28 protein-coding genes and 1 pseudogene are annotated in these 25,593 nt (G+C 69.8%); 13 read left to right on the top strand and 16 right to left on the bottom strand.

Annotation, left to right across the window (positions count from 1 at the left end):
- Positions 1–122 precede the first annotated feature (122 nt).
- Together FBZ83_RS05040 and FBZ83_RS05035 are read left to right on the top strand one after the other, a co-directional pair.
- Positions 123–668, top strand: a complete 546-nt coding sequence (locus FBZ83_RS05040; RefSeq protein WP_145674787.1) for a hypothetical protein — start codon at positions 123–125, stop codon at positions 666–668.
- Between the two features lie 112 nt (positions 669–780).
- Positions 781–1,557, top strand: a complete 777-nt coding sequence (locus FBZ83_RS05035; RefSeq protein WP_109070772.1) for a response regulator — start codon at positions 781–783, stop codon at positions 1,555–1,557.
- Between the two features lie 217 nt (positions 1,558–1,774).
- Here FBZ83_RS05035 and FBZ83_RS05030 read toward each other — a convergent pair whose 3' ends face one another.
- Entirely contained in the window at positions 1,775–2,512 is a 738-nt protein-coding gene (locus FBZ83_RS05030; RefSeq protein ID WP_145674790.1) for an SDR family NAD(P)-dependent oxidoreductase, read from the bottom strand.
- A 141-nt stretch (positions 2,513–2,653) separates the two neighbouring features.
- On the opposite strand from FBZ83_RS05030, the gene FBZ83_RS05025 reads away from it, so the two are divergent.
- Positions 2,654–3,829, top strand: coding sequence for a ChaN family lipoprotein (locus tag FBZ83_RS05025; RefSeq protein WP_145681360.1), 1,176 nt, complete (start codon positions 2,654–2,656; stop codon positions 3,827–3,829).
- A 19-nt stretch (positions 3,830–3,848) separates the two neighbouring features.
- Here FBZ83_RS05025 and FBZ83_RS05020 read toward each other — a convergent pair whose 3' ends face one another.
- Positions 3,849–4,433 carry an NUDIX hydrolase gene (locus FBZ83_RS05020; protein WP_145681359.1) on the bottom strand — a complete coding sequence of 195 codons (585 nt, stop codon included), beginning with the start codon at positions 4,431–4,433 and terminating at the stop codon, positions 3,849–3,851.
- A 163-nt stretch (positions 4,434–4,596) separates the two neighbouring features.
- Between FBZ83_RS05020 and rmuC the strand changes: the two genes are divergently transcribed.
- From rmuC to FBZ83_RS04985, 7 genes are all read left to right on the top strand, one after another.
- On the top strand, positions 4,597–6,087 hold the full coding sequence (gene rmuC, locus FBZ83_RS05015) for a DNA recombination protein RmuC (protein WP_145681358.1): 1,491 nt from the start codon (positions 4,597–4,599) through the stop codon (positions 6,085–6,087).
- A gap of 201 nt (positions 6,088–6,288) precedes the next feature.
- Positions 6,289–6,498: a cold-shock protein gene (locus FBZ83_RS05010; RefSeq protein WP_014239340.1), complete on the top strand. Its 210-nt coding sequence runs from the start codon at positions 6,289–6,291 to the stop codon at positions 6,496–6,498.
- A gap of 107 nt (positions 6,499–6,605) precedes the next feature.
- Positions 6,606–6,836 carry a hypothetical protein gene (locus FBZ83_RS05005; protein ID WP_014239339.1) on the top strand — a complete coding sequence of 77 codons (231 nt, stop codon included), beginning with the start codon at positions 6,606–6,608 and terminating at the stop codon, positions 6,834–6,836.
- Positions 6,837–6,962: 126 nt separating this feature from the next.
- Positions 6,963–7,469 carry a peptide deformylase gene (gene def / locus FBZ83_RS05000; protein ID WP_145681357.1) on the top strand — a complete coding sequence of 169 codons (507 nt, stop codon included), beginning with the start codon at positions 6,963–6,965 and terminating at the stop codon, positions 7,467–7,469.
- A gap of 39 nt (positions 7,470–7,508) precedes the next feature.
- Positions 7,509–8,486 (top strand): methionyl-tRNA formyltransferase, encoded by a 978-nt coding sequence (gene fmt, locus FBZ83_RS04995; RefSeq protein WP_145681356.1) that lies wholly within the window; start codon positions 7,509–7,511, stop codon positions 8,484–8,486.
- Complete coding sequence (truA, locus tag FBZ83_RS04990) at positions 8,468–9,205, top strand: tRNA pseudouridine(38-40) synthase TruA (protein WP_145681355.1); 738 nt, start codon at positions 8,468–8,470, stop codon at positions 9,203–9,205. Before fmt ends, truA begins: the two co-directional genes overlap by 19 nt.
- Positions 9,206–9,288: 83 nt before the next feature.
- Complete coding sequence (locus FBZ83_RS04985; protein ID WP_145681354.1) at positions 9,289–10,635, top strand: branched-chain amino acid ABC transporter permease; 1,347 nt, start codon at positions 9,289–9,291, stop codon at positions 10,633–10,635.
- 21 nt (positions 10,636–10,656) lie between these two features.
- On the opposite strand, the gene FBZ83_RS04980 is transcribed toward FBZ83_RS04985, so the two are convergent.
- The 5 genes and pseudogenes from FBZ83_RS04980 to leuC all read right to left on the bottom strand — a co-directional run bounded on the left by FBZ83_RS04980 (position 10,657) and on the right by leuC (position 13,763).
- On the bottom strand, positions 10,657–11,097 hold the full coding sequence (locus tag FBZ83_RS04980; protein WP_145681353.1) for an EVE domain-containing protein: 441 nt from the start codon (positions 11,095–11,097) through the stop codon (positions 10,657–10,659).
- An 8-nt stretch (positions 11,098–11,105) separates the two neighbouring features.
- The gene (locus FBZ83_RS04975; protein WP_145681352.1) at positions 11,106–11,483 is read right to left on the bottom strand and encodes a VOC family protein; all 378 of its coding nucleotides are present in this window, start codon (positions 11,481–11,483) and stop codon (positions 11,106–11,108) included.
- A 104-nt stretch (positions 11,484–11,587) separates the two neighbouring features.
- A complete protein-coding gene (locus FBZ83_RS04970) occupies positions 11,588–12,067 on the bottom strand; it encodes a helix-turn-helix transcriptional regulator (RefSeq protein WP_247888149.1) in 480 nt (159 codons plus the stop codon).
- A 45-nt stretch (positions 12,068–12,112) separates the two neighbouring features.
- Positions 12,113–12,250 (bottom strand): annotated as a pseudogene (locus tag FBZ83_RS32265) (helix-turn-helix domain-containing protein); the annotation flags it as partial.
- Between the two features lie 109 nt (positions 12,251–12,359).
- Positions 12,360–13,763 (bottom strand): 3-isopropylmalate dehydratase large subunit, encoded by a 1,404-nt coding sequence (gene leuC, locus FBZ83_RS04965; protein WP_145681350.1) that lies wholly within the window; start codon positions 13,761–13,763, stop codon positions 12,360–12,362.
- A 248-nt stretch (positions 13,764–14,011) separates the two neighbouring features.
- Between leuC and FBZ83_RS04960 the strand changes: the two genes are divergently transcribed.
- Positions 14,012–14,209, top strand: a complete 198-nt coding sequence (locus FBZ83_RS04960) for a hypothetical protein (RefSeq protein WP_145681349.1) — start codon at positions 14,012–14,014, stop codon at positions 14,207–14,209.
- Positions 14,210–14,319: 110 nt separating this feature from the next.
- On the top strand, positions 14,320–15,234 hold the full coding sequence (locus FBZ83_RS04955) for a DMT family transporter (RefSeq protein ID WP_186465978.1): 915 nt from the start codon (positions 14,320–14,322) through the stop codon (positions 15,232–15,234).
- 217 nt (positions 15,235–15,451) lie between these two features.
- On the opposite strand, the gene rplS is transcribed toward FBZ83_RS04955, so the two are convergent.
- The 5 genes from rplS to ffh all read right to left on the bottom strand — a co-directional run bounded on the left by rplS (position 15,452) and on the right by ffh (position 19,234).
- Positions 15,452–15,847, bottom strand: coding sequence for a 50S ribosomal protein L19 (gene rplS / locus FBZ83_RS04950; RefSeq protein ID WP_014239328.1), 396 nt, complete (start codon positions 15,845–15,847; stop codon positions 15,452–15,454).
- 40 nt (positions 15,848–15,887) lie between these two features.
- Positions 15,888–16,688 (bottom strand): tRNA (guanosine(37)-N1)-methyltransferase TrmD, encoded by an 801-nt coding sequence (trmD, locus tag FBZ83_RS04945; RefSeq protein WP_145681347.1) that lies wholly within the window; start codon positions 16,686–16,688, stop codon positions 15,888–15,890.
- Positions 16,685–17,281, bottom strand: coding sequence for a ribosome maturation factor RimM (gene rimM / locus FBZ83_RS04940; RefSeq protein WP_145681346.1), 597 nt, complete (start codon positions 17,279–17,281; stop codon positions 16,685–16,687). The genes trmD and rimM overlap by 4 nt, the downstream gene beginning before the upstream one ends.
- Positions 17,282–17,431: 150 nt before the next feature.
- Positions 17,432–17,785: a 30S ribosomal protein S16 gene (gene rpsP, locus FBZ83_RS04935; RefSeq protein WP_014239325.1), complete on the bottom strand. Its 354-nt coding sequence runs from the start codon at positions 17,783–17,785 to the stop codon at positions 17,432–17,434.
- Between the two features lie 81 nt (positions 17,786–17,866).
- Positions 17,867–19,234 carry a signal recognition particle protein gene (gene ffh, locus FBZ83_RS04930; protein ID WP_145681345.1) on the bottom strand — a complete coding sequence of 456 codons (1,368 nt, stop codon included), beginning with the start codon at positions 19,232–19,234 and terminating at the stop codon, positions 17,867–17,869.
- 396 nt (positions 19,235–19,630) lie between these two features.
- Here ffh and FBZ83_RS04925 point away from each other — a divergent pair, with 396 nt between their 5' ends.
- The gene (locus FBZ83_RS04925; RefSeq protein WP_145681344.1) at positions 19,631–20,995 is read left to right on the top strand and encodes a pentapeptide repeat-containing protein; all 1,365 of its coding nucleotides are present in this window, start codon (positions 19,631–19,633) and stop codon (positions 20,993–20,995) included.
- Positions 20,996–21,023: 28 nt separating this feature from the next.
- On the opposite strand, the gene FBZ83_RS04920 is transcribed toward FBZ83_RS04925, so the two are convergent.
- The 4 genes from FBZ83_RS04920 to FBZ83_RS04905 form a co-directional block, all read right to left on the bottom strand.
- Positions 21,024–21,716, bottom strand: coding sequence for a hypothetical protein (locus FBZ83_RS04920; protein WP_145681343.1), 693 nt, complete (start codon positions 21,714–21,716; stop codon positions 21,024–21,026).
- A 147-nt stretch (positions 21,717–21,863) separates the two neighbouring features.
- A complete protein-coding gene (locus FBZ83_RS04915) occupies positions 21,864–22,505 on the bottom strand; it encodes a hypothetical protein (RefSeq protein WP_145681342.1) in 642 nt (213 codons plus the stop codon).
- A gap of 26 nt (positions 22,506–22,531) precedes the next feature.
- Entirely contained in the window at positions 22,532–23,863 is a 1,332-nt protein-coding gene (locus FBZ83_RS04910) for a DUF2336 domain-containing protein (protein ID WP_145681341.1), read from the bottom strand.
- Positions 23,860–25,554, bottom strand: coding sequence for a sensor domain-containing diguanylate cyclase (locus tag FBZ83_RS04905; protein WP_145681340.1), 1,695 nt, complete (start codon positions 25,552–25,554; stop codon positions 23,860–23,862). The genes FBZ83_RS04910 and FBZ83_RS04905 overlap by 4 nt, the downstream gene beginning before the upstream one ends.
- Between the last annotated feature and the right edge of the window lie 39 nt (positions 25,555–25,593).

Here is a 25,593-nt window from a genome sequence, read left to right as displayed (position 1 = left end):
TCGGCGCTCTGGACTTGTGGGCCGGAGCGCCTTACCTTTAGACGTTGCTGAGAACGTTTCGCAACGTTCGGTCCGCAACCGTCGACAGCCGCCGTCCAATCGCCACCGCCCAGGGGTTCGCCATGTACCGTGACAACTCGCTGATGCCGAAGGAGGCCGTGCGCCTCGCCGTCCTGGGCACGCTGATCCAGAACGGGCCGCAGCGTTACGCCGACCTGGCCGGCGCGCTCCGCCATTTCCTCGACCGCATCGTCGGCCCGTCGCTCGACCTCATGGGCACGTCGCTGGAGATGCTGCGCTACGAGGGGCTGATCGAGGCGCTGGACGGCACCGGCATGGAGGACAACGCCCTGCTCGGCGCGACCGAGGCCGGACGGGCGGAGTTCGACACGCTGATGCGCGCCAACGTCCGCGCTCCGTCGGCGGACGGGCTGAACAAGCTGGTCATCGCGCTGAAGCTGCGCTTCCTGCATCTGCTGGACGTCGAGTCGCAGCGCGACCAGATCGACCACCTCGCCTCGCTCTGCGAGACCGAGCTGGCGCGCCTGGGCGACCTGAAGCGGGGAAGTGCGGGGACCGACGGCCATTTCGCCGATTGGCTGGAGCATGACATCGCCCAGGCCGAGGAACGGCTGGCCTGGTTCAACACTCTCCTGTCACGGTTGTGATCGGCGCGGCGTTTTCGTCGCCTTTCATGCGAGTGTCTGTTCCGCGTTAGGGTTCTGGTGTAGTTTTCGGGCCATACTGCCTAACCCGAAAGCATAGTCAGGACCCCCCGCCATGGCTTCCAACCTGTCGCCCGACGATCTCGAAGACCGCCTGCGCGTCGAATTCATGGACGACGCCCGCGACCGGTTGGAGGTGATGAACGCCGCACTGGAAGGCGTGGCCAAGGGCACGCGGGAGGAAACCGCGGTCATTGGCGTTCTCCGGCTGGAAGCCCACAATTTCAAGGGCATGGGCACCAGCTTCGGCTACCCCACCGTCAGCCTCGTCGCGCACCGCCTGGAGGAGTATCTGTCCGGCCTGAAACGGCTGGAGGCCCGCGAGCTGAACGACGCCCAGGTCTTCGTGGACCGGATCGCCGAGCTGGTGGACCGCGCCGAGCAGCCGCAGGTTGCGGAAACGAACCGGATCATCCGCGCCCTGCCGGTGCGCTACCAGTTCGAGATCACCGACATCCAGATCAGCAACGTCGAGATCATGCTGGTCACCCCGTCCAAGGTCGTCGCCAAGAAGCTGGGCAGCGAACTGGCGGCCTGCGGCTTCCGCACCGTGACGGTCAGCGACCCCATCGAATCGATCAGCCTCGCCGTGCGCGTCCCGCCGGACATGCTGATCGCGTCGATGGTGATGGACGGCCTGTCCGGCCTGGACCTGATCCGCGGCCTGCGCGCGATGAGCGTCACCCACAACGTGCCGATGGCGCTGCTGACCTCGATGAGCCTGGACAACCCGGCGCTCAAGGAAATCCCGCACGGCGTCTCGGTCATCCGCGTCGGCGAGCATTTCGGCGACGACTTCGCGGCGGTGGTGGCCAAGCACAACCTCGGCTGAGGTTCAGGAGTCTTGCGGGCAAAAGGACTTCACGGATTACACGGATCTTTCCACGGATTACACGGATTTTTCTTTGATCTTGCTCAGCAGAAGCCTCTCAAAAAGCCATTGCCGAGCAAGCATCAGAAAAAATCCGTGTGATCCGTGCTTTAAATCCGCGAAATCCGCGTAAATCTTGTGCGCCCAGAGTCTTACCCCCAACGGGCGACCACCCGCATCAATACAAATGCTGCCCGCCGGTGATGAACATCTCCGTTCCGGTGACGTAGCCCGAGTCGGGGCCGCACAGGTAGAAGACCACCGCCGCCACATCCTCCGGCGTCCCCATGCGCTTCAGCGGGATGCGCGGGATCAGCACGTCGTATTCCGGCCCGGTCATGGCGGTCTCGATCTCGCCCGGCGCCACGGCGTTGACGCGCACGCCGATCTCGGCGAACTCCACCGCCATCTCGCGGGTCAGGCCGGACAGCGCCGCCTTGGACGTCGAATAGGCCGACCCGGCGAAGGGGTGCACCGAATGGCCGGCGATCGAGGTCACGTTGACGATCGCCCCCTTCGCCCGCGACAGCGGCGCCGCGAAGCCGCGCGCCAGCACCAGCGGGGCGAAGAAGTTCAGCTCGAACACCCGGTGCCAGCCTTCGATGGCCCCGTTCAGGCAGCCGAGTCGCTCCTTGATCGGCGTCTTGGGCGAGATGCCGGCGTTGTTGATCAACGCGTGCAGCGGCGCTCCATCCAGCGCCCGGTTGGCTTCCTCCAGGAAGCGGGCGCGGCTGTCCGGATCGGACAGGTCCGTCGGGATGTGGTGGGTCCAGTTCGGATCGCGCCGGCAATGGTCCGGCACCTCCTCGCGGGAACAGGAAATGACCCGCCAGCCCTCGGCGCTGAAGCGCTGCACGGTGGCGTGGCCGATGCCCCGGCTCGCGCCGGTCAGAATGACGGTTTTACGGTGCGGCATGATGTCCACGATAGCCCGCTTCGTCGCACCGCGCCAGCGCGGCCGTTGCCGGTCAGACCCTCCACCGTTGACGGGCGCGCTCCACCGCCCAACCTTCAGCCTGAGTCCAACCGTTTCACGATATCCAGGAGGGCCGCCGACGTGCTCCCCCGTTTGATGGCTGCCCTTCTGCTCTCCGGCGGCCTGCTGGCCGGCCTGGGCGACACGGCTGCGGCGCAGGCCGCCGCCCGAACCGATGCCTGCGTGCCGCCCGGCGGCTGGGCCGACGCCGCCGCGCGCCCGCTGAACGCCGCCGACCTGCTGCGCCGCGCCGCGGCATCGCCCGCCGTGCTGCTGGGAGAGCGGCACGACGACGCCGACCACCACCGCTGGCAGCTTCACAGCCTTGCGGCGCTGCACGCGCTGAACCCCGATCTGGCGGTCGGCATGGAGATGTTCCCACGCAGCGTCCAGCCGGTCCTCGACCGCTGGAGCGCCGGGCAGCTGACCGAGGCGGAGCTGCTGCGCGAGACCAACTGGCCGAAGGTCTGGGGCTACGACGCGCGCTTCTACCTGCCGATCCTGCATTTCGCCCGGATGAACCGGCTGCCGGTGGTCGCGCTCAACATCGACCGCGGGCTGGTCAGCCGCACCGCGCGCGAGGGCTGGGCCGCCGTCCCCGCCGGCGAGCGGGAGGGCGTGGGCGACCCGGCCCCTCCCCCCGCCTCCTACACCGAGCGGCTGCGCCAGGTGATGGCCGCCCACGGCCCGACCGAGCGCCGCTCCGGCAGTTTCGAGCGCTTCGTCGAGGCGCAATCCGTCTGGGACCGCGCCATGGCCGAGCGGATCGCCGAGACCCACCGCCAGACCAACCGCACCGTCGTCGCCATCCTCGGCCAAGGGCACATCGAAGGCCGCGACGGTGTCCCCCATCAGCTGGCCGACCTCGGCGTCCGGAACAGCGTCGTCCTGCTGCCCTGGGACGAGGACCGGCCCTGCGCCGAGCTGGACGGGCGGATCGCCGATGCGGTTTACGGGCTTGGCGAGAGCGAGGCGCCGGCCGAGACGCCCCGCCCCCGGCTGGGCGTGATGCTGGAGCCGGGACCGGAGGGTGTGCGCGTGCGCTCCGTCACCGAGGGCAGCGTCGCCGCCGCCGCCGGCCTGACGGCGGGCGACCTTGTGGTCGCCGCTGCGGGCTCTCCGGTCCGCGAAGCCACCGACCTGACGGCGGTGGTGCAGCGTCAGGCCCCCGGCACATGGCTGCCGCTGACCGTGAAGCGCGAGCAGGGCACGGCGGAACTCGTGGCGAAGTTCCCCGCCGCGCCCACCGTGGAATAACGGGGTGGAGTGATCGGAGTTAGAGCATCCGCTCCCACTGCGCCAGCACGTCCGGCGTGGGGTTCACCGCCGGGGCGAAGTCCTGGCGGCCCAGCCGCGACCGGTGTTCGCGCAAAGCCCACTGGACGGTCGGGAAGGCGAGATCGTCCCAGGGGATCTCCTCCCAGCGGAACAGCCCGACCTCCTGGCTTTCCGGCCCGGCCGACACGTCCGGCGACAGCAGGCGGGCGCGGAAGATCATCTGCACCTGGCTGATGCGCGGGATGTCGTAGACGGCCAGCAGCGAATCGATGGTGATCCTGGCCCGCGCCTCCTCCCACGCCTCGCGGGCGGCGCCCTCCATGGTGCTTTCCCGCTCCTCCATGAAGCCGGCGGGCAGCGTCCAGTAGCCCTTGCGCGGTTCGATGGCGCGGCGGCACAGCAGGATGCGGTCCTCCCAGGTCGCCACCGACCCGACGACGATCAGCGGGTTCTGGTAGGCGATGTAGCCGCAGTCCGGACAGGTCAGCCGCTCGCGGTCCTCGCCGGGCGGGATGGTGCGGACGCGGGGGCCCTTGAGGGGACCTTGGGAAGAGCCGGAATGGGAGGAGGGATCGTCGGGCATCCGTCGGATATGGCGCAGACGGGGACGACGGGCAAGCCCGCATCGCCGACCCGAATCGCGAGTGGAACGGAACCGCCGATGGGTTCTTCTTTGTTCATTGCCCGTTCTCTTTCCTGATTCGTTCCTGTAGTCTCGGCGTTCGCAGCGATCTCCGGGGAATTTCATGCAGTTCGCGTTCGATGCACAGTCGGTGCTTCTCGGCGGCCTTGCCGGCGCCCTTCTCGGGGCGATCCTGGCGGGCATGATCGTGCGCCTCTACGCCGCACGCGCCGAGGCGGAGGCCGCCGCCATCCACGCCGAACTGGTCACCCGGCTCGACGTCGCCGAGCGAATCGAGGGCGACCTGCGGGAGGAGGTCGAGGCCCGCGACCACCAGATCGCCCGGCTGACCGGCGAGCTGTCCGCCGCCCGCGAACGGCAGGCGGAGCTTTCCACCACGCTGGCCCGCGAGCGCGCGTCGGCGGCGGAGAAGCTGGCCCTTCTGGAGCGCGCGCAGGCCACCCTGTCCGACAGCTTCAAGGCCCTCTCGGCGGAGGCTCTGCGCTCGAACAACCAGAGCTTCCTCGACCTCGCCAAGGAGACGCTGACGACCTTCCAGGAGCAGGCGCGCGGCGACCTGGAGAAGCGGCAGACCGCCATAGCCGACATCGTCGCCCCGGTGCGCCAGTCGCTGGAGCGCATGGACGGCCAGATCCAGGAGATGGAGCGCAGCCGCGCCGGCGCCTACGAGGGGCTGAAGCAGCAGGTGCTGTCGCTGGTGGAGACCCAGTCCCAGCTCCGCACGGAGACCGGCAACCTCGTCCGCGCCCTGCGCAGCCCGGTGGCGCGCGGGCGTTGGGGCGAGATCCAGCTCCGCCGGGTCTGCGAGATGGCCGGCATGCTGGACCATTGCGACTTCGTGGAGCAGATGAGCGTGGAGGCCGCCGGCGGCCGGCTGCGCCCCGACCTCGTGGTCAAGCTGCCCGGCGGCAAGACCATCGTGGTGGACGCCAAGACGCCGCTGGAGGGCTATCTCGACGGCGTGCAGGCGGCCGACGACGGCGCCCGCCGCGACGGGTTGTCGCGCCACGCCCGCCATGTGCGGGAGCATATGAAGCAGCTCGGCACCAAGGCCTATTGGGACCAGTTCGCGGATTCCCCGGAATTCGTCGTGCTGTTCCTGCCCGGCGAGAACTTCTTCTCCGCGGCGCTGGAGCACGACCCGGCGCTGATCGAGGCCGGCATCGACCACCGGGTGATCCTCGCCACCCCGACGACGCTGATCGCGCTGCTGCGCGCCGTCGCCTACGGCTGGCGGCAGGAACGGCTGACCGACAGCGCCCGCGAAATCAGTGCGCTGGGCGCCGAACTCTACAAGCGGCTGCACGATCTGGGCGGCCATATGGAACGGCTGGGCGGGCAGCTCGAAAAGGCCGTGGGCAGCTACAACGGGGCGGTCGGCAGCCTGGAATCCCGCGTGCTGGTCACCGCCCGCCGCTTTCGCGACCTGCACGCCACCCCGGACAGCGCCGAGGAGATTCCCCTGCTGGAACCGCTGGACCACGCCCCGCGCCCGCTCCAGGCGCCGGAACTTCGTGCGGCCGAGCCCCGGGCAGCGGAATTGAGAGCAACAGAATTGAGGGCGGCGGAACTGCGCGCGGCGGCCAGAGCGTAGGGCCGAAGTCTGCAACCCAGATTTGCCCGTCTTGTTTCGCCTTGCAAAGGAGAGGAGCGGTCCCAATTTCCCTCCTGTCATTCTGCTTCGGACTGCCGGCCTGCTACGCCTTCGGGTGCCCAGATCGTCGCTATGCCTGGACACAGTCTGATGCGCCGCACCGGCCGATGCGGCGCCTTTCATACTAATCGGAGAGCAATCATGCCCGTCGGTACCGTCAAGTGGTTCAACAGCACCAAGGGTTATGGCTTCATTCAGCCGGACAACGGTGGCGCGGACGTCTTCGTCCACATCTCCGCGGTCGAGCGTGCGGGCCTGCGCAGCCTGAATGAAGGCCAGAAGGTGTCCTACGAGGAGCAGCGCGATCCGAAGCGCGGCAAGACCTCGGCGGAGAACCTGAAGGCCGTCTGAGCCACGTCTCACGGCACGGCATCGGAGGGGGCACCGGGAAACCGGTGCCCTTTTCCGTTGCGCGCTTTTCCTCTACAAGCACCCCCCTGACGTTCGGAGTTCCCCCCATGGCCAAGACCAAGAAGAAGCAGCCGGTGGACAGCGCCTTCGTGCTGTTCGACGTGCTGTACGAAGACGGCGCCCGCACCTCCAACCGCAAGGTCCCCGGTACGCTGGTCGGCGGCCTGGACGGCGACGAGCCGGCCCGCGGCTTCATCGAGGAGCAGGACCGCAAGATCGCCGAGATGTCCGGCAATCCCCGCGGCCCCATCAAGTCGATCACCCGCTCGCCCCTCTGAGGAGCGGCCGTCATGACCGGATCGGCGGGTCGCCCCGGGTTGTGCCTTGCGCCTTCCTTGACCTCGTGGCCCGCCCCTCATATTTTGACGGATTGTCGCACCTCCACGCACCGTTGCTGAGTTCCCATGGCCGTTCTCGATATCCTCGTCGCCCCGCACCCCGTCCTGAAGCAGAAGGCGAAGCCCGTCGATAAGGTCGACGCCCGCATCGCCAAGCTGATGGACGACATGGTCGAGACCATGTACGCCGCGAAGGGCATCGGCCTCGCCGCGCCGCAGATCGGCGTCCTGGAGCGGGTGATCGTCGTGGACGTGCACGACAAGGACGAGAAGCCGAACCCCATCCGCCTCGCCAACCCGGAAATCGTCTGGAAGTCGGACGAGACGTCGGTGTGCGAGGAGGGTTGCCTGTCGGTGCCCGACCAGTACGCCGAGGTCACCCGCCCGTCCTCGGTCCGCGTCCGCTATCTGGACGAGACCAACGAGACCCGCGAGATCGAGGCCGACGGCATGCTGGCCACCTGCATCCAGCACGAGATCGACCATCTGAACGGCGTGCTGTTCGTCGACTACCTGTCGATGCTGAAGCGCAACATGATCCTGCGCAAAGTCCAGAAGATGCAGCGCGCCTAACCTTCTGACGCCTAACCTTCTGACGTTGGACGACTCTTCATGACGCCGCTCCGCCTCGTTTTCATGGGCACGCCGGATTTCGCCGTGCCCAGCCTGCGCGCCCTGGCCGATGCCGGGCACGAGGTGGTCTGCGTCTACAGCCAGCCGCCCCGCCCCGCCGGGCGCGGGCAGCAGGTCCAGAAATCCCCGGTCCACCGCTTCGCCGAGGAGCGCGGCATCCCCGTGCGCACGCCCAAGTCGCTGCGCAACGCCGAGGCCCAGGCCGAGTTCGCCGAGTTGAAGGCCGACGCCGCGGTGGTCGCCGCCTACGGGCTGATCCTGCCGCAGCCGATCCTCGACGCGCCGCGGCTGGGCTGCCTGAACGTGCACGGCTCCCTGCTGCCGCGCTGGCGCGGCGCCGCCCCGATCCAGCGCGCGATCCTCGCCGGCGACGCCGAGACCGGCATCACCATCATGCAGATGGACATCGGGCTGGACACCGGCGCCATGCTGCTGAAGGACGCGGTGCCGATCACCGCCGAGACCACCGCCAGCAGCCTGCACGACGCGCTGGCCGACATGGGCGCCCGCCTGATCGTCGAGGCGCTCGACGGCCTCGCCGCCGGCCGCCTGACCGCCGTGCCGCAGCCCGAGGCGGGCGTGACCTACGCCGCCAAGCTGACGCGCGAGGACGGCCGGCTCGACTGGAGTAAAGGCGCTCCGTATATTGACAAGCAGGTGCGCGCACTGACGCCTTGGCCCGGTTGCTGGTTCGACGTGCCGATTGCGAACAGAGTCGAGCGCATCAAGGTGCTGGCGGCCGAAGTTGAGGATATTCCTCATGGAAGGCCGACCGGAACACTGCTGGATGATTACCTGACCATTGCCTGCGAAGATCACTTCGGGGCTATCCGCCTTCTGATCGTCCAGCGACCGGGCAAGGCGCCCGTGAGCGGTGCGGACTTCCTGCGCGGCCTGCACGGCGCCCTGCCCGTCGGCACCCGTCTCGGCGACGCCGCATGCAGCGCTGGAAACTGACCCTCGAATATGACGGCCGGCCCTTCGTCGGCTGGCAGCGGCAGGACAACGGCCCCTCCGTCCAGCAGACCCTGGAGGATGCCATCGAGCGCCTGTCCGGCGAAACCGTGCGCGTCCACACCTCCGGACGGACGGACGCCGGGGTGCACGCTCTGGGACAGGTCTGCCATTTCGATCTGGAAAAGCCCTTCACCGGGCTGAAGCTGCGCGACGCGCTGAACTTCCACCTGAGGCCCGCCCCCGTGGCCGTCCTGCTGGCCGAGGCGGTGCCGGAGGACTTCCACGCGCGCATGACCTGCCTGGGGCGCAGCTACGTCTTCCGCATCGTCAACCGCCGCGCCCCGCTCGCCCTGGAAACGGGCCGCGCCTGGCACGTCATGCGGCCGCTGGACGCCGAGGCGATGCACACGGCCGCTCAAGTCCTGGTGGGCCAGCACGATTTCACCAGCTTCCGCGCCGCGCTCTGCCAGGCCAATTCCCCGGTCAAGACGCTGGAGCGGCTGGCCGTCGAGCGGGTCGGCGACGAGGTCCGGGTGCACGCCGCCGCCCGTTCCTTCCTGCACCATCAGGTGCGCAACATGGTGGGCACGCTGGAGTTGGTCGGGGCCGGCAAATGGAGCGCCGACGATCTCCGCCGCGCGCTGGAGGCCCGCAACCGCTCCGCCGCCGGGCCGACCGCCCCGCCCGATGGGCTGTATTTCGTCAACGCCCGCTACTGACGCCCATAAGGCGGCGTCTGGCGCTCGTCGCCAATTGCCGATAGACTCTCCGGCGAAGCACAACCGGCCGGGTTCCCTCCGCCGTGCACCGCTGTCCGCCGCGCCTGTTCCCGCCGTTCCTTCTGCTGATGGCCGCCCTGCTGCTGACCGGCTGCGGCGTGGACGGCGATCAGGCCGCGCTGTGCGGCAAGCTGATCCCGGCCTTCGACTCCGGCCCCGTCACCATCCTGGACACGGAGGCGCTGGGCGGCGACGAGCCGGCGCTGCGCCTGACCTACCGGGCGGACAACGGCGGCGCAGAAACGGGCACCCACTGGATCGCCTGCCGCTTCGGCGGACGCTTCTTCGACTCGCGCCGGCACGAGCTGGTGGCGGTGGCGACCGACCGCATGGGGCGGCTGCGGCCCATGCAATTCACCATGCTGCGCATCTGGGCCGGCCTGCCCGCCGCCCGCCTCGGCCTGCCGCCGGAGTCGAGCGGACCGGAACCGCAACCGCGGACGGACTGGGCGCCGCTGCTGTTCTTCCTGCAACAGCTCATCAACGCGGCCACGGTGGCCTGCGTCTACGGGCTGCTGGCGCTGGGCTACACGCTGGTCTACGGCATCCTCGGGCAGATCAACCTCGCCATGGGCGAGTTGACGATGATCGGCGCCATGCTGACCGCCATGGGGGCGGCGGCGCTGGGCATGGCTGGGCTGGGCGGGATGCCGTTGGCGGTGTTGGGCGTTTTCGCCACGGTGATGGCCTTCACCGCCGTCCAGGGCTGGACCATGGACCGGCTGGTGTTCCGCCGCCTGCGCCGCGCCCACAACCACACGCCGCTGATCGCCGCCGTCGGCCTGTCCATCGCCTATCAGGAGGGGATGCGGCTTCTGCACGGTGCCCGCGACTGGTGGCCCGCCCAGTTCCTGGCCAACCGGCACGAGCTGCTCAGCGACGGCGCCTTCACCGTCACCGCCCTGACCTCGCAGGCGGTCATCCTGCTGATGACCGGGGGGCTCTACGCCCTGCTGTGGGCGATCATGCAGCGCACCGCCTACGGCCGCGCCCACCGCGCCTGCGCCGACGATGTGGGGGCGGCGGAGCTGGTCGGGGTGGACGTGGACCGCACCGTCGCCACCACCTTCGCGGTGGGCGGCGCACTGGCGGCGGCGGCGGGGGCGGTGATCGCGCTCTATTACGGCGGGGTCAATTTCTACACGGGCTATCTGATCGGCTTCAAGGCGCTGGCCGCCGCGGTGGTCGGCGGCATCGGGTCGGTCCCCGGCGCCATGCTGGGCGGCGCCCTGCTGGGGCTGGTCGAGACCTTCTGGTCGGCCTATTTCGCCATCGCCTACAAGGACATCGTGGCCTTTGGCCTGCTCACCCTCTTCCTGATCTACCGCCCGGACGGGCTGATGGGCCGAAGCCGTGGGCGGGGGGATTGAAGCCCCCACACCGCAAGCCGGTCAGCACAGGACCGCCCCCATGGCGGCGGCGATGGTGTCCAGGTCGCGGTCGGTCACCGTGAACAGCCCGAAGCGGAACGGATAGCCCCAGTTCCGCACCCCGGCGGAGAAGTCCAGCCGGTCGAGCAGGGGCTGGATCGGCGTCTCCCGCCCGTCCAGCCACCGCACGTCGCGGCGGAAGGGAACGAAGCCCCCGCCCATGTCGAACGGGTAAGGCGTGCCGTCCCGCACGATCCCCACGGCGGTGAAGGACTGCAGGCGGTCCTTCCCCTGGAAGCGCTCGGTCGGCGAGTAGTAGGCGACGCGGTCCCCCGGGCGGATGCGACGCAGCGGCGCCGCCTTGCCGTGGCAGACCTGCATGAAGCCCTCCGCCCGCCCCCGCCGGACATGCTCGGCGGAGGCGACGGCGATCCAGCTGCGGCTGGCGGTGGTCCGATCCATGGCGGACCTCACGCTTCGGTCGGGGCGAAGACGCGCAGGCGGTGCCCGTCCGGGTCCAGCGCGACGAAGGTGTGGCCGAAATCCATGGCGGTCGGCGGCTGGGCGATGGTCAGGCCGCGCCGCACCCAGTCGTCGTGAAGGGCTTGCACCGCCTCGGCACCGGCCACCCGGAAGCCGATCTCGCCGCTGCCGCCGAGCGGCCCGACGGAAGCCGCCGGCTCCACTGTGTGGCGCGACCACAGCCCCAGCATGACGCCGGAGTCCAGGGCGAACATGGCGAAGGTGGGCGACGCCTCGACCGGCGGCTTACCGGTCAGGTCGGCGTAGAAGGCGGCGCTGGCGGTCGGGCTGTCCACATAGAGGAGGATGGTGTTGGCGCTGAACATGGGCTGCTTCCTCGCTGGTCTCCGGTGCGGGCGATCCCGTCCGGTGAAGACCAAGCTAAGGCACCACACTGACAGTTTCTGTCAGCAGTCGTGCGCGGACGCGCTCACCGCGCCGGGATGCCCTCGGCCTCGCGCCATTCCTTCAGCAGCGCCTGCCGCCGCCGCGGGTAGCGGGCCTCCAGCGCCGTCACGGAGACGATGCGGTCGGCGCGGAAATGGCGGATCGCCCCGCGCAGCTCGCACCACGCGACCAGGACGCGCAGCCGGTCGAAGAAGCCGAGCGCGAAGGGCCAGACGACGCGCTCGCTGGCAGCCCCGTCGCGGTCGCGGTAGGCGATGGACAGCTTGCGCTCCCCGCGGATGGCCCGCCGGACGACGGCGAGGTCGACGCCGTCCCCGATGATCGGCTCCCCCGGCCCGACGAGCAGCGCCGAGGCGTCCATGCGGTCGCGGAGGTCCGGCGGCAGCACCGCCGCGATCTTGGCGAGCGCGTTCTGCGCCGCCGCCCCCAGCGCGCCGTCCGCCCGGTCGGCCACCCAGCGGATGCCCAGCGCGAGCGCCTCGATCTCCTCCTCCGCGAACATCAGCGGCGGCAGCAGGAAACCGGGTTGGAGGAGATAGCCGACGCCCGGCTCGCCGTCGATGCGGGCGCCCTGCGCCTGGAGGGTGGCGATGTCGCGGTAGATCGTGCGCAGGCTGACGCCGAGTTCGTCGGCGAGGACATGCCCGCTGACCGGCCGGCGATGGCGCCGCAGGCACTGGATCAGGTCGATGAGGCGTTCGGCGCGCGACAGCGGAGGATGCCCCTAAAAACGACGAAGCGGGGACGGCTGAAAGGCCATCCCCGCTCCGGGCGTACCAGCGGACCGCGAGCGCTTAGAGGCTGCGCACGTCGGTCAGATGCCCGGTCACCGCCGCCGCGGCGGCCATGGCCGGGCTGAGCAAGTGGGTGCGCCCGCCGCGGCCCTGGCGGCCCTCGAAGTTGCGGTTGGAGGTCGAGGCGCTGCGCTCGCCCGGCGACAGGCGGTCGGCGTTCATGGCGAGGCACATGGAACAGCCCGGCTCACGCCACTCGAAACCGGCTTCGGTGAAGATCTTGTCCAGACCCTCTTCCTCCGCCTGCTCCTTGACGAGGCCCGAGCCCGGAACGACCAGGGCGCGCACGCCCTCGGCGACCTTGCGGCCCTGGGCGATCACCGCGGCGGCGCGCAGATCCTCGATGCGACCGTTGGTGCAGGAGCCGATGAAGACGGTGTCCACCTTCACGTCGGTCAGCTTCTGGCCGGGCTCCAGCCCCATGTAGGCCAGCGAGCGCTCGACGGCGGCGCGCTTGCCGGCGTCGGCCACGTCGGCCGGGTTCGGCACGGTCGCGGTGATCGGCAGCACGTCCTCCGGGCTGGTGCCCCAGGTGACCTGCGGAACGATGTCGGCGGCGTTCAGAACGACGGTGGTGTCGTAGACCGCGCCCTCGTCTGACGGCAGGGTCTTCCAGTACTCCACCGCCTGTTCCCAGGCGCCGGCCTTCGGGGCCAGGGCGCGGCCCATCACATACGCAAAGGTCTTCTCGTCCGGGGCGATCAGGCCGGCGCGGGCGCCGCCCTCGATGGCCATGTTGCAGACGGTCATGCGGCCTTCCATCGACAGGCCGCGGATGGCGTCGCCGGCGAACTCGATGACGTGGCCGGTGCCGCCGGCGGTGCCGATCCGGCCGATGATCGCCAGCACGATGTCCTTGGCGGTCACCCCGGCCGGCAGCTCGCCGTCGACGCGGACCAGCATGTTCTTGGCCGGCTTCTGCAGCAGGGTCTGGGTGGCCAGCACATGCTCCACCTCCGACGTGCCGATGCCGAAGGCCAAGGCGCCAAAGGCACCATGAGTCGCCGTGTGGCTGTCGCCGCAGACGATGGTGGCGCCGGGCAGCGTGAAGCCCTGCTCCGGACCGACGATGTGCACGATGCCCTGGCGGACGTCGTCCATCGGGAAGTAGCGGACGCCGAAGTCGCGCGCGTTCTTGTCCAGCGTCTCGACCTGGATGCGGCTCTCCTCCTCGGTGATGCCCTTGGAGCGGTCGGTGGTCGGGACGTTGTGGTCGGGAACGGCGAGGGTCGCTTCCGGACGGCGCACCGGACGGCCGGCAAGCCGCAGCCCCTCGAACGCCTGCGGGCTGGTCACTTCATGGACCAGATGGCGGTCGATGTAGAGGATGCAGGTGCCGTCGTCCTGACGGTGGACGACGTGGCTGTCCCAAATCTTGTCGAACAGGGTGCGCGGCTTGGACATAGCAACTCTCTCTCGCGGCAATTCTCTCTCGCAAACCACAGACCGGACGAACGAAGCGTGCGGTAAGAGGGCCGCACAATAGCCGTCTCTTTCAACCAGGACAAGGCCGAGCCTGTGGAAAACACCCCTCATCCCGCAGCGAAAAATCGCCGCTCCCCCGCGCCGCCCATCGGCTGGCGGGGAAGGCGCTCCTTATGGTAGCGTCCGCCCACCGAACTCCATTGCCCCATTCGATGAAGGGTCATCCCGTGACGGACCCCACTGTCCGCTGTGAACGCTGCGAACGGCCTTATCCCGCCGAGCTTCCCGGCTGCCCGAACTGCCGGCGCATCCGCCAGACCAACATCGCCATCGCCACCACCATGATCCTTCTGGTGCTGTTCGCCATCGGCGGCTGGTTCGGCATCCAGGTCTTCACCGGCTTCTCCACCAGCGGCGCGCCGTAACGCCGGCCCTCCCGCGGGGCTGCCGCACCGGGAACGCAGACCTCCCGCCCCCACCCGCGCCGTAGGATGCGGCAAAATTCGGGGCGGGAGGACTTATGGCGGATCAGGCCATGCCACGCACCACGGCCGGCCAGGGACCCGTGGGCGGTCCGGGCGCCGTGGTCTACGCGCAGCTTGCGGGAATTGTGCTGTTCTGGGGCGCCAACTGGCCCCTGATGAAGCTGGCGCTGTCCGACATCGGGCCGCTGACCTTCTGTCTTCTGCGCTTCACGGGGGCGGCGGCGGTGCTGGCCCTGCTGTCGCGGGTGCTGCGCTTCCCCCTTCTCCCGCAGCGCGGCGAACGCTGGCCGCTCGCCCTGGTCGGGCTGCTGCAGATCGCCGGCATGCTGGACCTCAGCTCCATCGGCCTGCGGGTGGTGCCGCCGGGACGGGCCGCGGTGCTGGCCTACACCATGCAGATGTGGGCGCTGCCGCTGGGCGTGCTGCTGGCCGGGGAGCGCTTCACGCGAGGGCGGGTGATCGGCGCGCTGCTCACCTTCGCGGGCGTTCTCATCTTCTTCAACCCGGCGCTGGTCGATTGGAGCGACCCGGCGGTGCTGCTGGGCAACGGGCTGCTGCTGGCCTGCGCGCTGAGCTGGGCGCTCGGCGCCACCCTCTACCGCCGCCGGCGCGGCGGCTGGCGCACACCCTTCTGGACTCAGACCTTCTGGCAGATCGCCGCCAGCGCCGTGGCGACCGCGCCGCTGGCCCTGGCGGCGGAGCACGCCCGGCCGATCCACTGGACACCCGCGCTGGGGACCGTCCTGGCCTTCAACTGGGTGATCGCGACGGGGCTGTGCTTCTGGTGGTGGGCGAAGTCGCTGACCGCCATGCCGGCGGCCCAGGCCGGGCAGATCATCTGCCTCGTCCCCATCACCGCCCTTTTGCTGAGCGCGGTCTTCATGGGTGAGCCGCTGACCGTCGGCGTGCTGGTCGCGGTGGCGCTGATCGGCGCGGGCATCCTGGTGACGGTGCGCGCGCGGTAGAAGAGTTGCTCGGGTAGTGGTCGACGTGGGCCCCCACCCAACCCTCCCCCGCTTCGCAGGGGAGGGCTTTTCTTCTCCCCCTGCGAAAGCGGGGGGAGGTCGGGAGGGGGGCATCGGCGCAACCACGTCCCCGCCATCACCGCCCCAACGCCAAACACCCGCCCGGATCGCTCCGGGCGGGTGCTGGTTCAGGCGTACCGAACGAAAGGGCGCCGGATTACTCCGCGGCGGCCTTCGTGTTGTTCATGCCGCGGCCGGTCGTGCGCTCGGCGATACGGGCCGACTTGCCGCGGCGGTCGCGCAGATAGTACAGCTTGGCGCGGCGGACGGCGCCCTTGCGGACCAGCTCGATCGACTCCAGACGCGGGGAGTAGAGCGGGAACACGCGCTCCACACCCTCGCCGTAGCTGATCTTGCGGACGGTGAAGGACGAGTTCACGCCGGCGTTCCGGCGGGCGATCACGACGCCCTCGTAAGCCTGGACGCGCTCGCGCGTGCCCTCGACCACTTTCACGTTCACGCGGACGGTGTCGCCCGGCGAGAACACGGGAATGGTCTTGCCGCCGAGGGCCTTCTCGATCTGCTCCTGCTCGAGCTGCTGCAACAGGTTCATGACACTACCCCTTTCCATCGGTGCGCCTCGCGGCGGACCGTCACTCTGGTTTCGGGCCGCGCCGGCGACCCCGTTTTCCAATCTGACCCTCGGCCTTCCTGCCCGCCTCGTAGCGGTCCCACAGATCCGGTCGCCGGGCCTGCGTGATCCGCTCCGCCTCGGCGAGCCGCCAGGCGCGAACCTTCTCGTGGTGGCCGGACAACAGGATGTCCGGAACCGACCGTTCCACACCCTGCCCGTCGGTCCAGACCGCGGGCCGGGTGTAGTGGGGGTATTCGAGCAACCCCCGTTCGAAACTTTCCTCGCCCGCCGTCTCCACATTGCCCATGACACCGGGGAGCAAGCGCACCACGGCGTCGATCAGGCACAGGGCGGCGGTCTCGCCGCCGGACAGCACGAAATCCCCGAGGCTGACCTCCTCAAGGCCGTGTGCGTCCAGCACCCGCTCATCCACCCCTTCGTACCGGCCGCAGAGCAAGGTGACCACCGGGGTGGCCGCCAGCTCCTTGACCAGCTCCTGGTCGAGCACCCGTCCGCGAGGCGACAGGTAGATCGCCCGTCCGCGTCCAGGAATGCCCGGAGGACCCGCCGTCGCGGTCAGAGCCGCGTCCAGCACGTCGGGCCGCATGACCATGCCGGCCCCTCCGCCGAAGGGGGTGTCGTCGACGGAGCGGTGTTTATCGCGCGCGAACGAGCGAATGTCCACTGATTCCAACGCCCAGACTCCATTTTCCAGCGCCTTTCCCGCGAGGCTGAGCCCCAGCGGACCCGGAAACATCTCCGGGAACAGCGTCAGAACCTTGGCCGTCCAGACAAGGGAACCGGAAGCGCCGTGATTCACGGGCGGGTTCCCTTGTTTTCAACGTCGTCTTCAGCGGCATCCGCGCCCTCCGGCGCGTCCTCTCCGTCCTTTTCCGCCTCGCCTTCGCGCGCTTCGATGACGGCGGGAAGATCGACCACGACGCGGCCTCCCTTCACATCGACCACCGGAACGCAGGCGCGGGTGAAGGGCAGCATCTCCAGCGGCCCCGATTCGGTGCGGATCTCCAGCACGTCACCGGCTCCGAAGTCGTACAGCGCCTTCACCGTGCCCCAGACGGTGCCGTCGGCGAGTTCCGCACGCAGCCCGATCAGGTCGGCGTGGTAGAACTCGTCCTCGTCCTCCGTCTCGGGCAGGGCGGAACGGTCCACATAAAGCCGGACACCGGTCAGCTCCTGCGCCTGTTCGCGCGTGGCGATGCCATCGACGCGGACCAGGAACAGATCCTTCATGGTGCCCTGGAGCGTCAGCGCGAAGCGCCGGGCGCCCCGCTCGTCCGAGAGGGGGCCGTAGGACGCCACGGCCGCCGCGTCCTCGGTGAAGCTTTTCACCTTCACGAGGCCGCGGACGCCGTGCGCCCCGGCGAATTGGCCGACGCAGACTTTTGTGGACATGGCTTGAGCGTGTGCGTTGCGGGGCGTCCCTGCCCCCTCCCTACCCCTCCCCCGCCTTCGGCGAGGGAGGGAATCTCAGCCCTCCACCGCCAAAGGCGGGGGAGGGAGGGACCCGCAAAGCGGGAGGGAGGGGGCCGACGCCGATCCTTATCAGCCCTCGGCGGCGGCCTTGGCGGCGGCCTCGGCCTTCAGACGCTCCTGCGCCTTGGCCTTCGGGGCGGACTTCTTCGGGGTCTCGCGGATTTCCGGCTTGGCGATCAGGCCGGCGTTCGCCAGGAACAGGGCGACGCGGTCCGTCGGCTGGCCGCCGACCGACAGCCAATGCTTGGCGCGCTCGGCGTCCAGGACGATGCGCTGCTCGTGCTCGCGCGGCAGCATCGGGTTGTAGGTGCCGATCTTCTCGATGAAGCGGCCGTCGCGCGGGCTGCGGGCGTCGGCAACGACGATCGAGTAGAACGGGCGCTTCTTGGCGCCGCCACGGGCGAGACGGATCTTCAGGGACATGGGAGAGTCGCTTCCTTGGTGTAGTCGCTTGATAGGCGGTTGAAGGTGATCGCGCTCATCGCGCGTTGCGGTCGCCGGGGATCAGGTCGGTCCCCGGAAATTCTTCGGCAGGAGGCTCTGCAGCCCGTGGCGCATCAGCCCCTTCTGCCCCAGCTTCTGCACCTGCTTCATCATGCCGCGCATGGTGTCGTACTGCTTGAGCAGCTTGTTCACCTCCTGCACGCTGGTGCCGGAGCCGGCGGCGATGCGCTTGCGGCGCGACGCCTTGATGAGCTCGGGGTGCTTGCGCTCCTTCTTCGTCATCGAGGAGATGATCGCCTCCTGGCGCTTGATCATCCCGTCGTCGATGTTCGCGTCCTTGAGCTGGTTCTTGATCTTGCCGATGCCCGGCAGCATGCCCATCAGGCCGGACATGCCGCCCATCTTGCGCAGCTGCTTGAGCTGGGAGGCCATGTCGTCGAGGTCGAAGCCCTGGCCCTTCTCCATCTTGCGGGCGAGCTTCTCGGCCTCTTCCTTGTCGATGCTCTCGGCGGCCTTCTCGACCAGCGACACGACGTCGCCCATGCCGAGGATGCGGCCGGCGATGCGGTCGGGGTGGAAGGCCTCCAGGGCGTCGATCTTCTCGCCCATGCCCAGCAGCTTGATCGGCTTGCCGGTGATCTGGCGCATCGACAGGGCGGCACCGCCGCGGGCGTCGCCGTCCACGCGGGTCAGCAGGATGCCGGTGATGCCGACCTTGTCGTTGAAGTTGGTGGCGACCGTCACCGCGTCCTGGCCGGTCATGGCGTCGGCGACCAGCAGCGTCTCCGCCGGCTTGGTCGCGTCGCGCACGGCCGCGACCTCGGCCATCAACTCCTCGTCGATGGACAGGCGGCCGGCGGTGTCGAGCATGACCACGTCGTAGCCTTCGCGGCGGCCGGTCTCGATGGCGCGGCGCGCGATGGCGACGGGATCCTGGCCGGGAACGATCGGCAGCGTGGCGACGCCGGTCTGCTCGCCCAGGACCTTCAGCTGCTCCTGCGCCGCCGGGCGGCGCACGTCCAGCGAGGCCATCAGGACCTTCTTGCGGTCCCGGTTCTTCAGGCGCAGCGCGATCTTGGCGGTGCTGGTGGTCTTGCCCGAACCCTGCAGGCCGACCATCAGGATCGGCACCGGGGCGGCGGCGTTGAGGTTGATCTCCTCGCCCTGCCCCAGCATCTCCACGAGGTTGTCGTGGACGATCTTGATGACCTGCTGGCCGGGGGTGATCGAGCGCAGGACCTCCTGGCCGATCGCCCGCTCCTTGACCTGGTTGACGAACTGCTTGACCACCGGCAGGGCGACGTCGGCCTCCAGCAGCGCCACGCGCACCTCGCGCAGCGCGGCGTTGACGTCCTCCTCGCTCAGCGCGCCGCGGCGGCGCAGCTTGTCGAAGATGTCGCCCAGGCGTCCGGTCAGGCCATCGAACATGGGTCAGCGGTCCTCAGTTTCGGTCTCCATCCGCTCGAACGCGATCGGCTCAAGCACAAACGAGCCAGTGCGCGAAACTCGCGGACTGGCGGAGGTCCCCGGCACACAGGCCGATGGTACCCGGTCGATGGCTCGACGGATGCAGGTCGGCGGACCATACGCATCGCCGGGGGTGGAGTCAACCATCCAGAGCCGGCGCATCGCGCGGGAGCCTCTTGCGCAACGGCGCGCAAAAGGTCACTATTTCCATACACAACAAAGGGCTTTGCGGCCCCGGGGCAGCGCCCGCGATAGAACGCATTCGAGGCGCACTTGAATAAAGCGTTACCGATCGTTAACTTTTTCTTCGCGGCTCCCCTTTAAAGTGTGCCGCGACTCCAACCCGGGATTTCCCTGATGCCCCCCGCGCAAGGCTTCGGAACGAACACGCCGCGCACGAAGCTGACGCAGAGTCAGCTGAACACGATCCTGCTCCGCCATCAGGCTTTCCGGAAAAGCCAGCCGGGCGGTGTGCGCGCGAACCTGAAGATGCGCGACCTGTCGCATCTGGACCTGTCCGGCATCGACCTGTCCGACGCCGACCTGTCCGGGGCGAAGCTGTTCAGCGCGCGGCTGACCCGGGCCAACCTGACCAACGCGAACCTCTACGCCGCCGACCTGCGGCTGGCCAACCTGGAGAAGGCCGACCTGCGCCGCGCCGACCTGCGCGGCGCCTGCCTGCGCGGCGCCGTGCTGTCGGAAGCCATGCTGGTGGAGGTGGACCTGCGCGACGGCACGCTGCTGCACTACACCCCCTCGGGGGAGATGATGGCGCACAATTTCGAGGATTCCGTCCTGACGTCGGAGCTGACGGCGGCGGTCATCCGCGGCGCCGACCTGTCGCGGGCCAAGGTGGCGAACGCCTTCGTGATGCAGACCGACCTGACCGACGCGATCCTGCGCGGCACCAAGTTCATGCGCGCGAACCTGACGAACTCCAACCTGACGGGCTGTGACCTGACCGACGCCGATCTGTCGGAGGCCAACCTGTCCGGCGCCCGGCTGTCCGGCGCGGTGATGACCAACTGCGCCATCGGGCGCGCCAATTTCACCAACGCCAACCTGATCGGCGCCATCCTCGACGCGGCCCAGCTCCGCTCGCCCAACCTGTCGGCCGCGGTGATGGCGAAGGTTCTGGAGAATCCGGACGACGACCTGCGCAACATCCTGACCCTGCACCTCTCCTGGATCGACAGCGGCGGCAAGGACGGCAAGCGCGCCGACCTCTCCTCGCTCGACCTGTCGGGGCGCAATCTCGACGGCATCAACCTGTCGGCCGGCATCCTGCAATGCATCACGCTGCGCGGGGCCTCGATGATGGGGACCTCGCTGGCCATCGCCGACCTGTCGCTGTCGGACCTGCGCAAGGTGAACTTCACCAAGGCCGATCTGCGCGGCGTCAATTTCGAGCGGGCGACCCTGACCGGCGCCAACCTGACCGAGGCCCAGCTCGGCCCCGTTCACATCCAGGGGTCGAGCAGCCACGTCTGGCGGGCCAACCTGCAGCGCGCCCGCCTGGGCATGGCCGTCCTGAAGGACGCCGACCTGCGCAAGGTGAACCTGTCCGGGGCCAACCTCGCCGGGGCGGACCTGCGCGGCGCCAACCTGAGCGAAGCCGACCTGACCGGCACCGACCTGACCGGCGCGGACCTCGACGGCACGGTGCTGGACGGCACCAGCCTGACCGAGGCCATCGGGATCGAGGAGATGACCGGGACCTGATCCGTTCGCGGATTTAGGGCCGCCGCCCTCAGGAACGCCGAGTCCAGGGGCCGGAGCGGTAGGCGGTTCGGACATGGTTGATCAACAGATTGCGCGCGTCGATCAGCTGGGCCATGCGGTCGCGGCAGGCGACCACCCCGGTGTCCGGGTGATAGACCGGGGCCAGCTCGCGGAAGCGCTTCACCACCCGGTCCTCGTCGAAGCACCACTCGTTGACGAAGCCGAACATCTGCGCGGCGTCGCGCACCTGGGTCAGCTTGCCGTCGAGCGGGCGGAAGGACACCCGCTCCAGCGCGTGGGCCAGCGCCTTGTTGCGGTAGGTCAGGGTCTCCACCGCCCCCTCCAGCCGCCCCGCCTCCTCGGCGGGCATCAACCGGCAACCCGGTTCGGCCAGCGCCAGCGCCGCCGCCAGAGCCCGGCGGATCGCCGCGTCGCCGTGGCCGGGCGGCAGCCGCAACTCCAGCACCGCCCGCTCCGCGCCATCGTCCGGGGTGCCGGGATCGGGCGTCCGCTCGGGCGCCAGCAGCAGCGCCGCGGCGGCGAGCGCGGACAGGTCGGTGCCACGCCGGACGGCCAGACGCACCGCCGCCTCCGCGAAAGCGGGGGCGCAGGGAACCCGGTAGGGGATGGCGGGCGGAACGCCGACGCTCCTGGCCGACGGGAAGAACCCGGCGTCCGCTTCGGTCAGCGCGGCGAAGGGATAGCCATCCGGAGCGGTCATAAGGGACACCGACGCGTCGTGCGTGTGGCGCGACTCTAGCGCAATCTCCGGATTCCGCGCAACGGCCCACCCCGTCTCAGGAGGTGTAACGCGGACCGCGTCATCCCCCGCCTGTCCGCGCTAGCACCGCCGCGCTCACCCGGCCGGTCAGCGGTGCATCAGCGCCGGCTTGGCGGGCAGTTTCTGCAGCATGTCCTCGATGTAGGCCTCGTCGCTCTTGCCCGACATGGCGGCGAAGCCCTTCAGCATCTGGCTGCCGAAGCTGAAGACGCCGGTCAGGTCGATCTTCCAGGCACCGGCCTCGCGCACGAAGTCGGCGGGCACCAGGGCCGGGCGGTTGTCGACCATCAGGATGGCCGAGGCGCGGTCGCCGCGCACCCGCACCGGGCCGAGCCCGCTGCTGCCGATGACGTTGGGGCCGAGCCAGCCGTTCTTCATGCCGTGATCGGCCAGTTCGCCCAGCGACATGCGGCGCAGGTCGGCCGGGCTGACGTAGCGGCGCAGGCCCATGGCGGCGAACTTCTCCGCCGGCTCCAGCTTGGCGAGGCCGGCGTCGTTGCCGCTGCGGGCGACGCCGCGCACCTGCTCCAGCTTGTCGACCGAGGCGCGGGAGAGCAGCGGGACGACCGCCGCGCCGCGCTTCTGCGCCAGGGCGGAGCGGGCGCTTTCGAAGACCGCCGCGACCTCCCGCTCCTCCGGGGCGGCGGGCGGCGGGGCGGCGGCAGCGGGAAGGGAGAAAACGGGAAGGGAAAGACCGAGGAACAACAGCAGCAGGGCCAGGGCGCGCATGAACGGTTCCGTGTGGTGGCGCGGCGTCAGGCCTTCTCCTCGACTCCGAAGAAGGCGAGCTGCCAGCGCATCTCGTCGTCGGACATCGGGTAAAGGATGCCTTCCCTTGCCATAAGCGCGGTTTTTGGCGGAATCTGGGCGATGCGCAATTGGATCTGCCGGGCGAAGCGCATCGACAGGCCGCAGCGCCACACCAGCGAGGTGACGGCGCGCGGGGCGTGGGTGCCGATGATGCGGTCGATGATCGGCATCGGAAGCTGCGCCAACTCGCCCAACCCGGCCAGGACGAAGGCGCGGTCGCCCTCCGCCAGAGCGCCCTCCAGCAGCTTCTCCGTCAGCTTGCCTTCCTTATTCAGCCGGGCCGCCTTGTCGGACGGGCGTTCGGCCGCCTTGTCCTTGTCGCCCGGCGCGTGGCCAAGCTCCTCCTCCCCGAAATCGACGAGGCCGCGGGCGACACCGGCTCCGGCGCCATTGCCCCCGGCTCCGCGGTTGACGCGCGCCCGCACGCCCTCGGCCAGGGCGTGGGCGGCGGCGGGGTCGAGGTCGGTGCGCTCCCGCAGGACCTTCAGCAGGTTGTCGGCGACGAAGCTCGCCAGACGCGCCACCGCGCGGGCCGGCAGGCGCGGCCGACGCACCAGCGGGGCGTGCCAGGGCTCGTGCTGCGGCGCCTGGTCGAGGATGCGGTCCAGCGTCTCCTCGCGGATCTGGGCCGAGGGGTTGGCGAGCAGGGCGGTCATCGCCGCCTCGTCGTCGGACCGCGCGATGGCGTCGGCGACGGAGGCCGAGATCTGCTTGCGCCCGGCGATCGCCGACAACGCGCCGGCCACCGGCCCGCGCATGATGATGTCGGCCAGATCCTCGTCGGTCAGGATGGGCGAGAATTGCAGGACCGGGGCGCAGACCGACAGTTCCACGTCGCGGGCCAGCGTGTTGATGACGCCGTGCGGCGCGCCGGGCAGTTCCTTCAGCGCCTCCGACAGGATGCCGCGCACCTCCGTCGCCTGGTCGCGGGCCAGCGCCTCCAGGCATTCCAGCGTCAGCCGCTCGATCTGCGACGCCTGGTCGGCGGACAGGTCGGGCAGCAGCCGGGCGACCTTCTGGGCCAGGGCGCCGCGCACCGCGACCTCCCGGTCCTTGGCGAGCATCAGGTCGGCCTGCCGCGGCGTGCCGGCGTTGGTGGCGATGGCCTGACGGACCTCCGCCGCGGTGTCGGCGGCCAGGAAGTAGAGCAGCTCCGGCCGGGTCTGGGGCGATGCGGCGACGCGGCGGCGCACCGCCGGGTCGGCGCTGCGCGCCATCTCCTTGGCGGCCTCGTAGTCGGCGGGATCGAGAATCTGGGGATCGCCGCAGGCGCTCATCGGGACGCCTCCGCCACGGCGCCGGCCTCCACGGGGAGCGGGGCGACGGCGTAATGGCCCTTGCCGCGCTTCTTGGCGTCGTACATCGCCGAGTCGGCGCGGTCGGTCAGCTCCTGCAGCGTCTCGCGCCCCACCCGGTGGACGGCGATGCCGATGGACAGGCCCAGCGGCTTGTCCGGCGCGGCGGACAGGTGGCGCAGCGCGACCATGCCGGCCAGCAGGCGCTCGGCCACCGCCACCGCCTGCGCCTCGTCGGTGCGGCCCAGCCACAGGACGAACTCGTCGCCGCCCAGCCGCCCCGGCAGGTCGCCGGGCCGCACGCCGTTGGTCAGCAGCCCGCCGATGGCCTTCAGCACGGCGTCGCCCTGCTGGTGGCCATGCAGGTCGTTCACCGCCTTGAAGTTGTCGAGGTCCACGTACAGCAGGGCGGACGGCCCGGTGTCGGGACGGCCGAGCACCTCCTCCAGCCGCTCGAAGAAGGTGCGGCGGTTGAACAGGCCGGTCAGCCCGTCGCGCTCCGACAGGCGGCGCAGCCGCTCCTGATAGGCCAGATGCGCGTGGGCGATGCCGATGTGGTCGGCCACGCCGGACAGCAGCATCCGGTCCTCCTCGTCCCAGGGATCGGAGTCGTCGCCGCGCCAGACCACCACCGCGCCGTTGATGGCCTGACGGTGCTCGGTCCGGGCGGCCAGCAGCCGGTTCGCCCCCAGGGTCAGCTCCTGCGTGTCCTCGCCGGCGGCGACCGCCTCCAGCACCGGCCGCGACAGATCGGACAGCAGCTCCTCCGGCACCTCCGCGGCGAAATCGGCGGCGGGACGCAGGGTGCCCGCCTCCGTCGCGCGGTAGATGCGGCAGCCGTCGGCGCCCAGAGCGCGCGCGGTCTCCACCGCGGCGACGTGCAGCGCCTTCTGGGCGTCGAGCTGGTCGCGCAGCGTGTGGACGATGTGGGCGAGCATCTTCTCGCGGTTGCGCACCCGGGCCAGCTCGGCGGAGCGCAGCACCTGCTCCGTGGTTTCGCGGCAGACGCCGCGCGCGCCCATCCATTCGCCCTGCGGCCCGAACAGCGGCACCGCCGAGACCACGAAGCAGGCGGGCAGCTCGTCCACCCGCTTCAGCCACAGCTCCGCCTGGTCGACGGGGCGGCGGCTGTCGAACGGCAACGGCAGGTCGCCCCACTCGGTCACCGCCAGATCCTTGGGGTTGCGACCAATCAACGCATCGGCGCTGTAGCCCAGCGCGCCCTTGGGTGTGACAAAGACGAATCGCCCGTCGCTGCCCGTTTCCCAGGCAAAATCGCTCGAAACCTCGACCAAATCCTTGTAGCGGCGGCGCGACTCGATCAGCGTCTGGCGGAGTTGCCGTTCCAGCGTGGCGTCGCGTCCCAGCAGCAGGATCTCGCCGTCGGGCAGCGGCGTGGCCGCCCATTCGACGATCATCACGCCGCGCGGCAGTTCCACCGGAAGGGAGCGCAGGCCCGGCGCCACGCTGCAGGTCGCCAGCCAGCCCTGGATGTCCGCGATCCAGCGCCCGCCGGCGGCCAGCAGCTCTTCCGCGGCGGCGTTCGCGGCGGCGACGGCGTGGCTGGAATCGAGCCGGAGCGCCGGACCGGGAAAGGCGGCCAGGAGCGAGGACGTCGGAGCGGTGCCCGGCGGATGGGCCGGAGGAACTTCGGATTGTGGGTCTGCGGACACGGTGTCAACCTGAGACTGCGCGGGCCGGAGTATACCGGA

This window comes from Azospirillum brasilense (assembly GCF_007827815.1).
In the GTDB taxonomy this organism is placed as follows: Bacteria; Pseudomonadota; Alphaproteobacteria; order Azospirillales; family Azospirillaceae; genus Azospirillum; species Azospirillum brasilense_C.
Note: the sequence above shows the minus strand (reverse complement) of the source record. Positions and strands in the feature narration are given on the sequence as shown.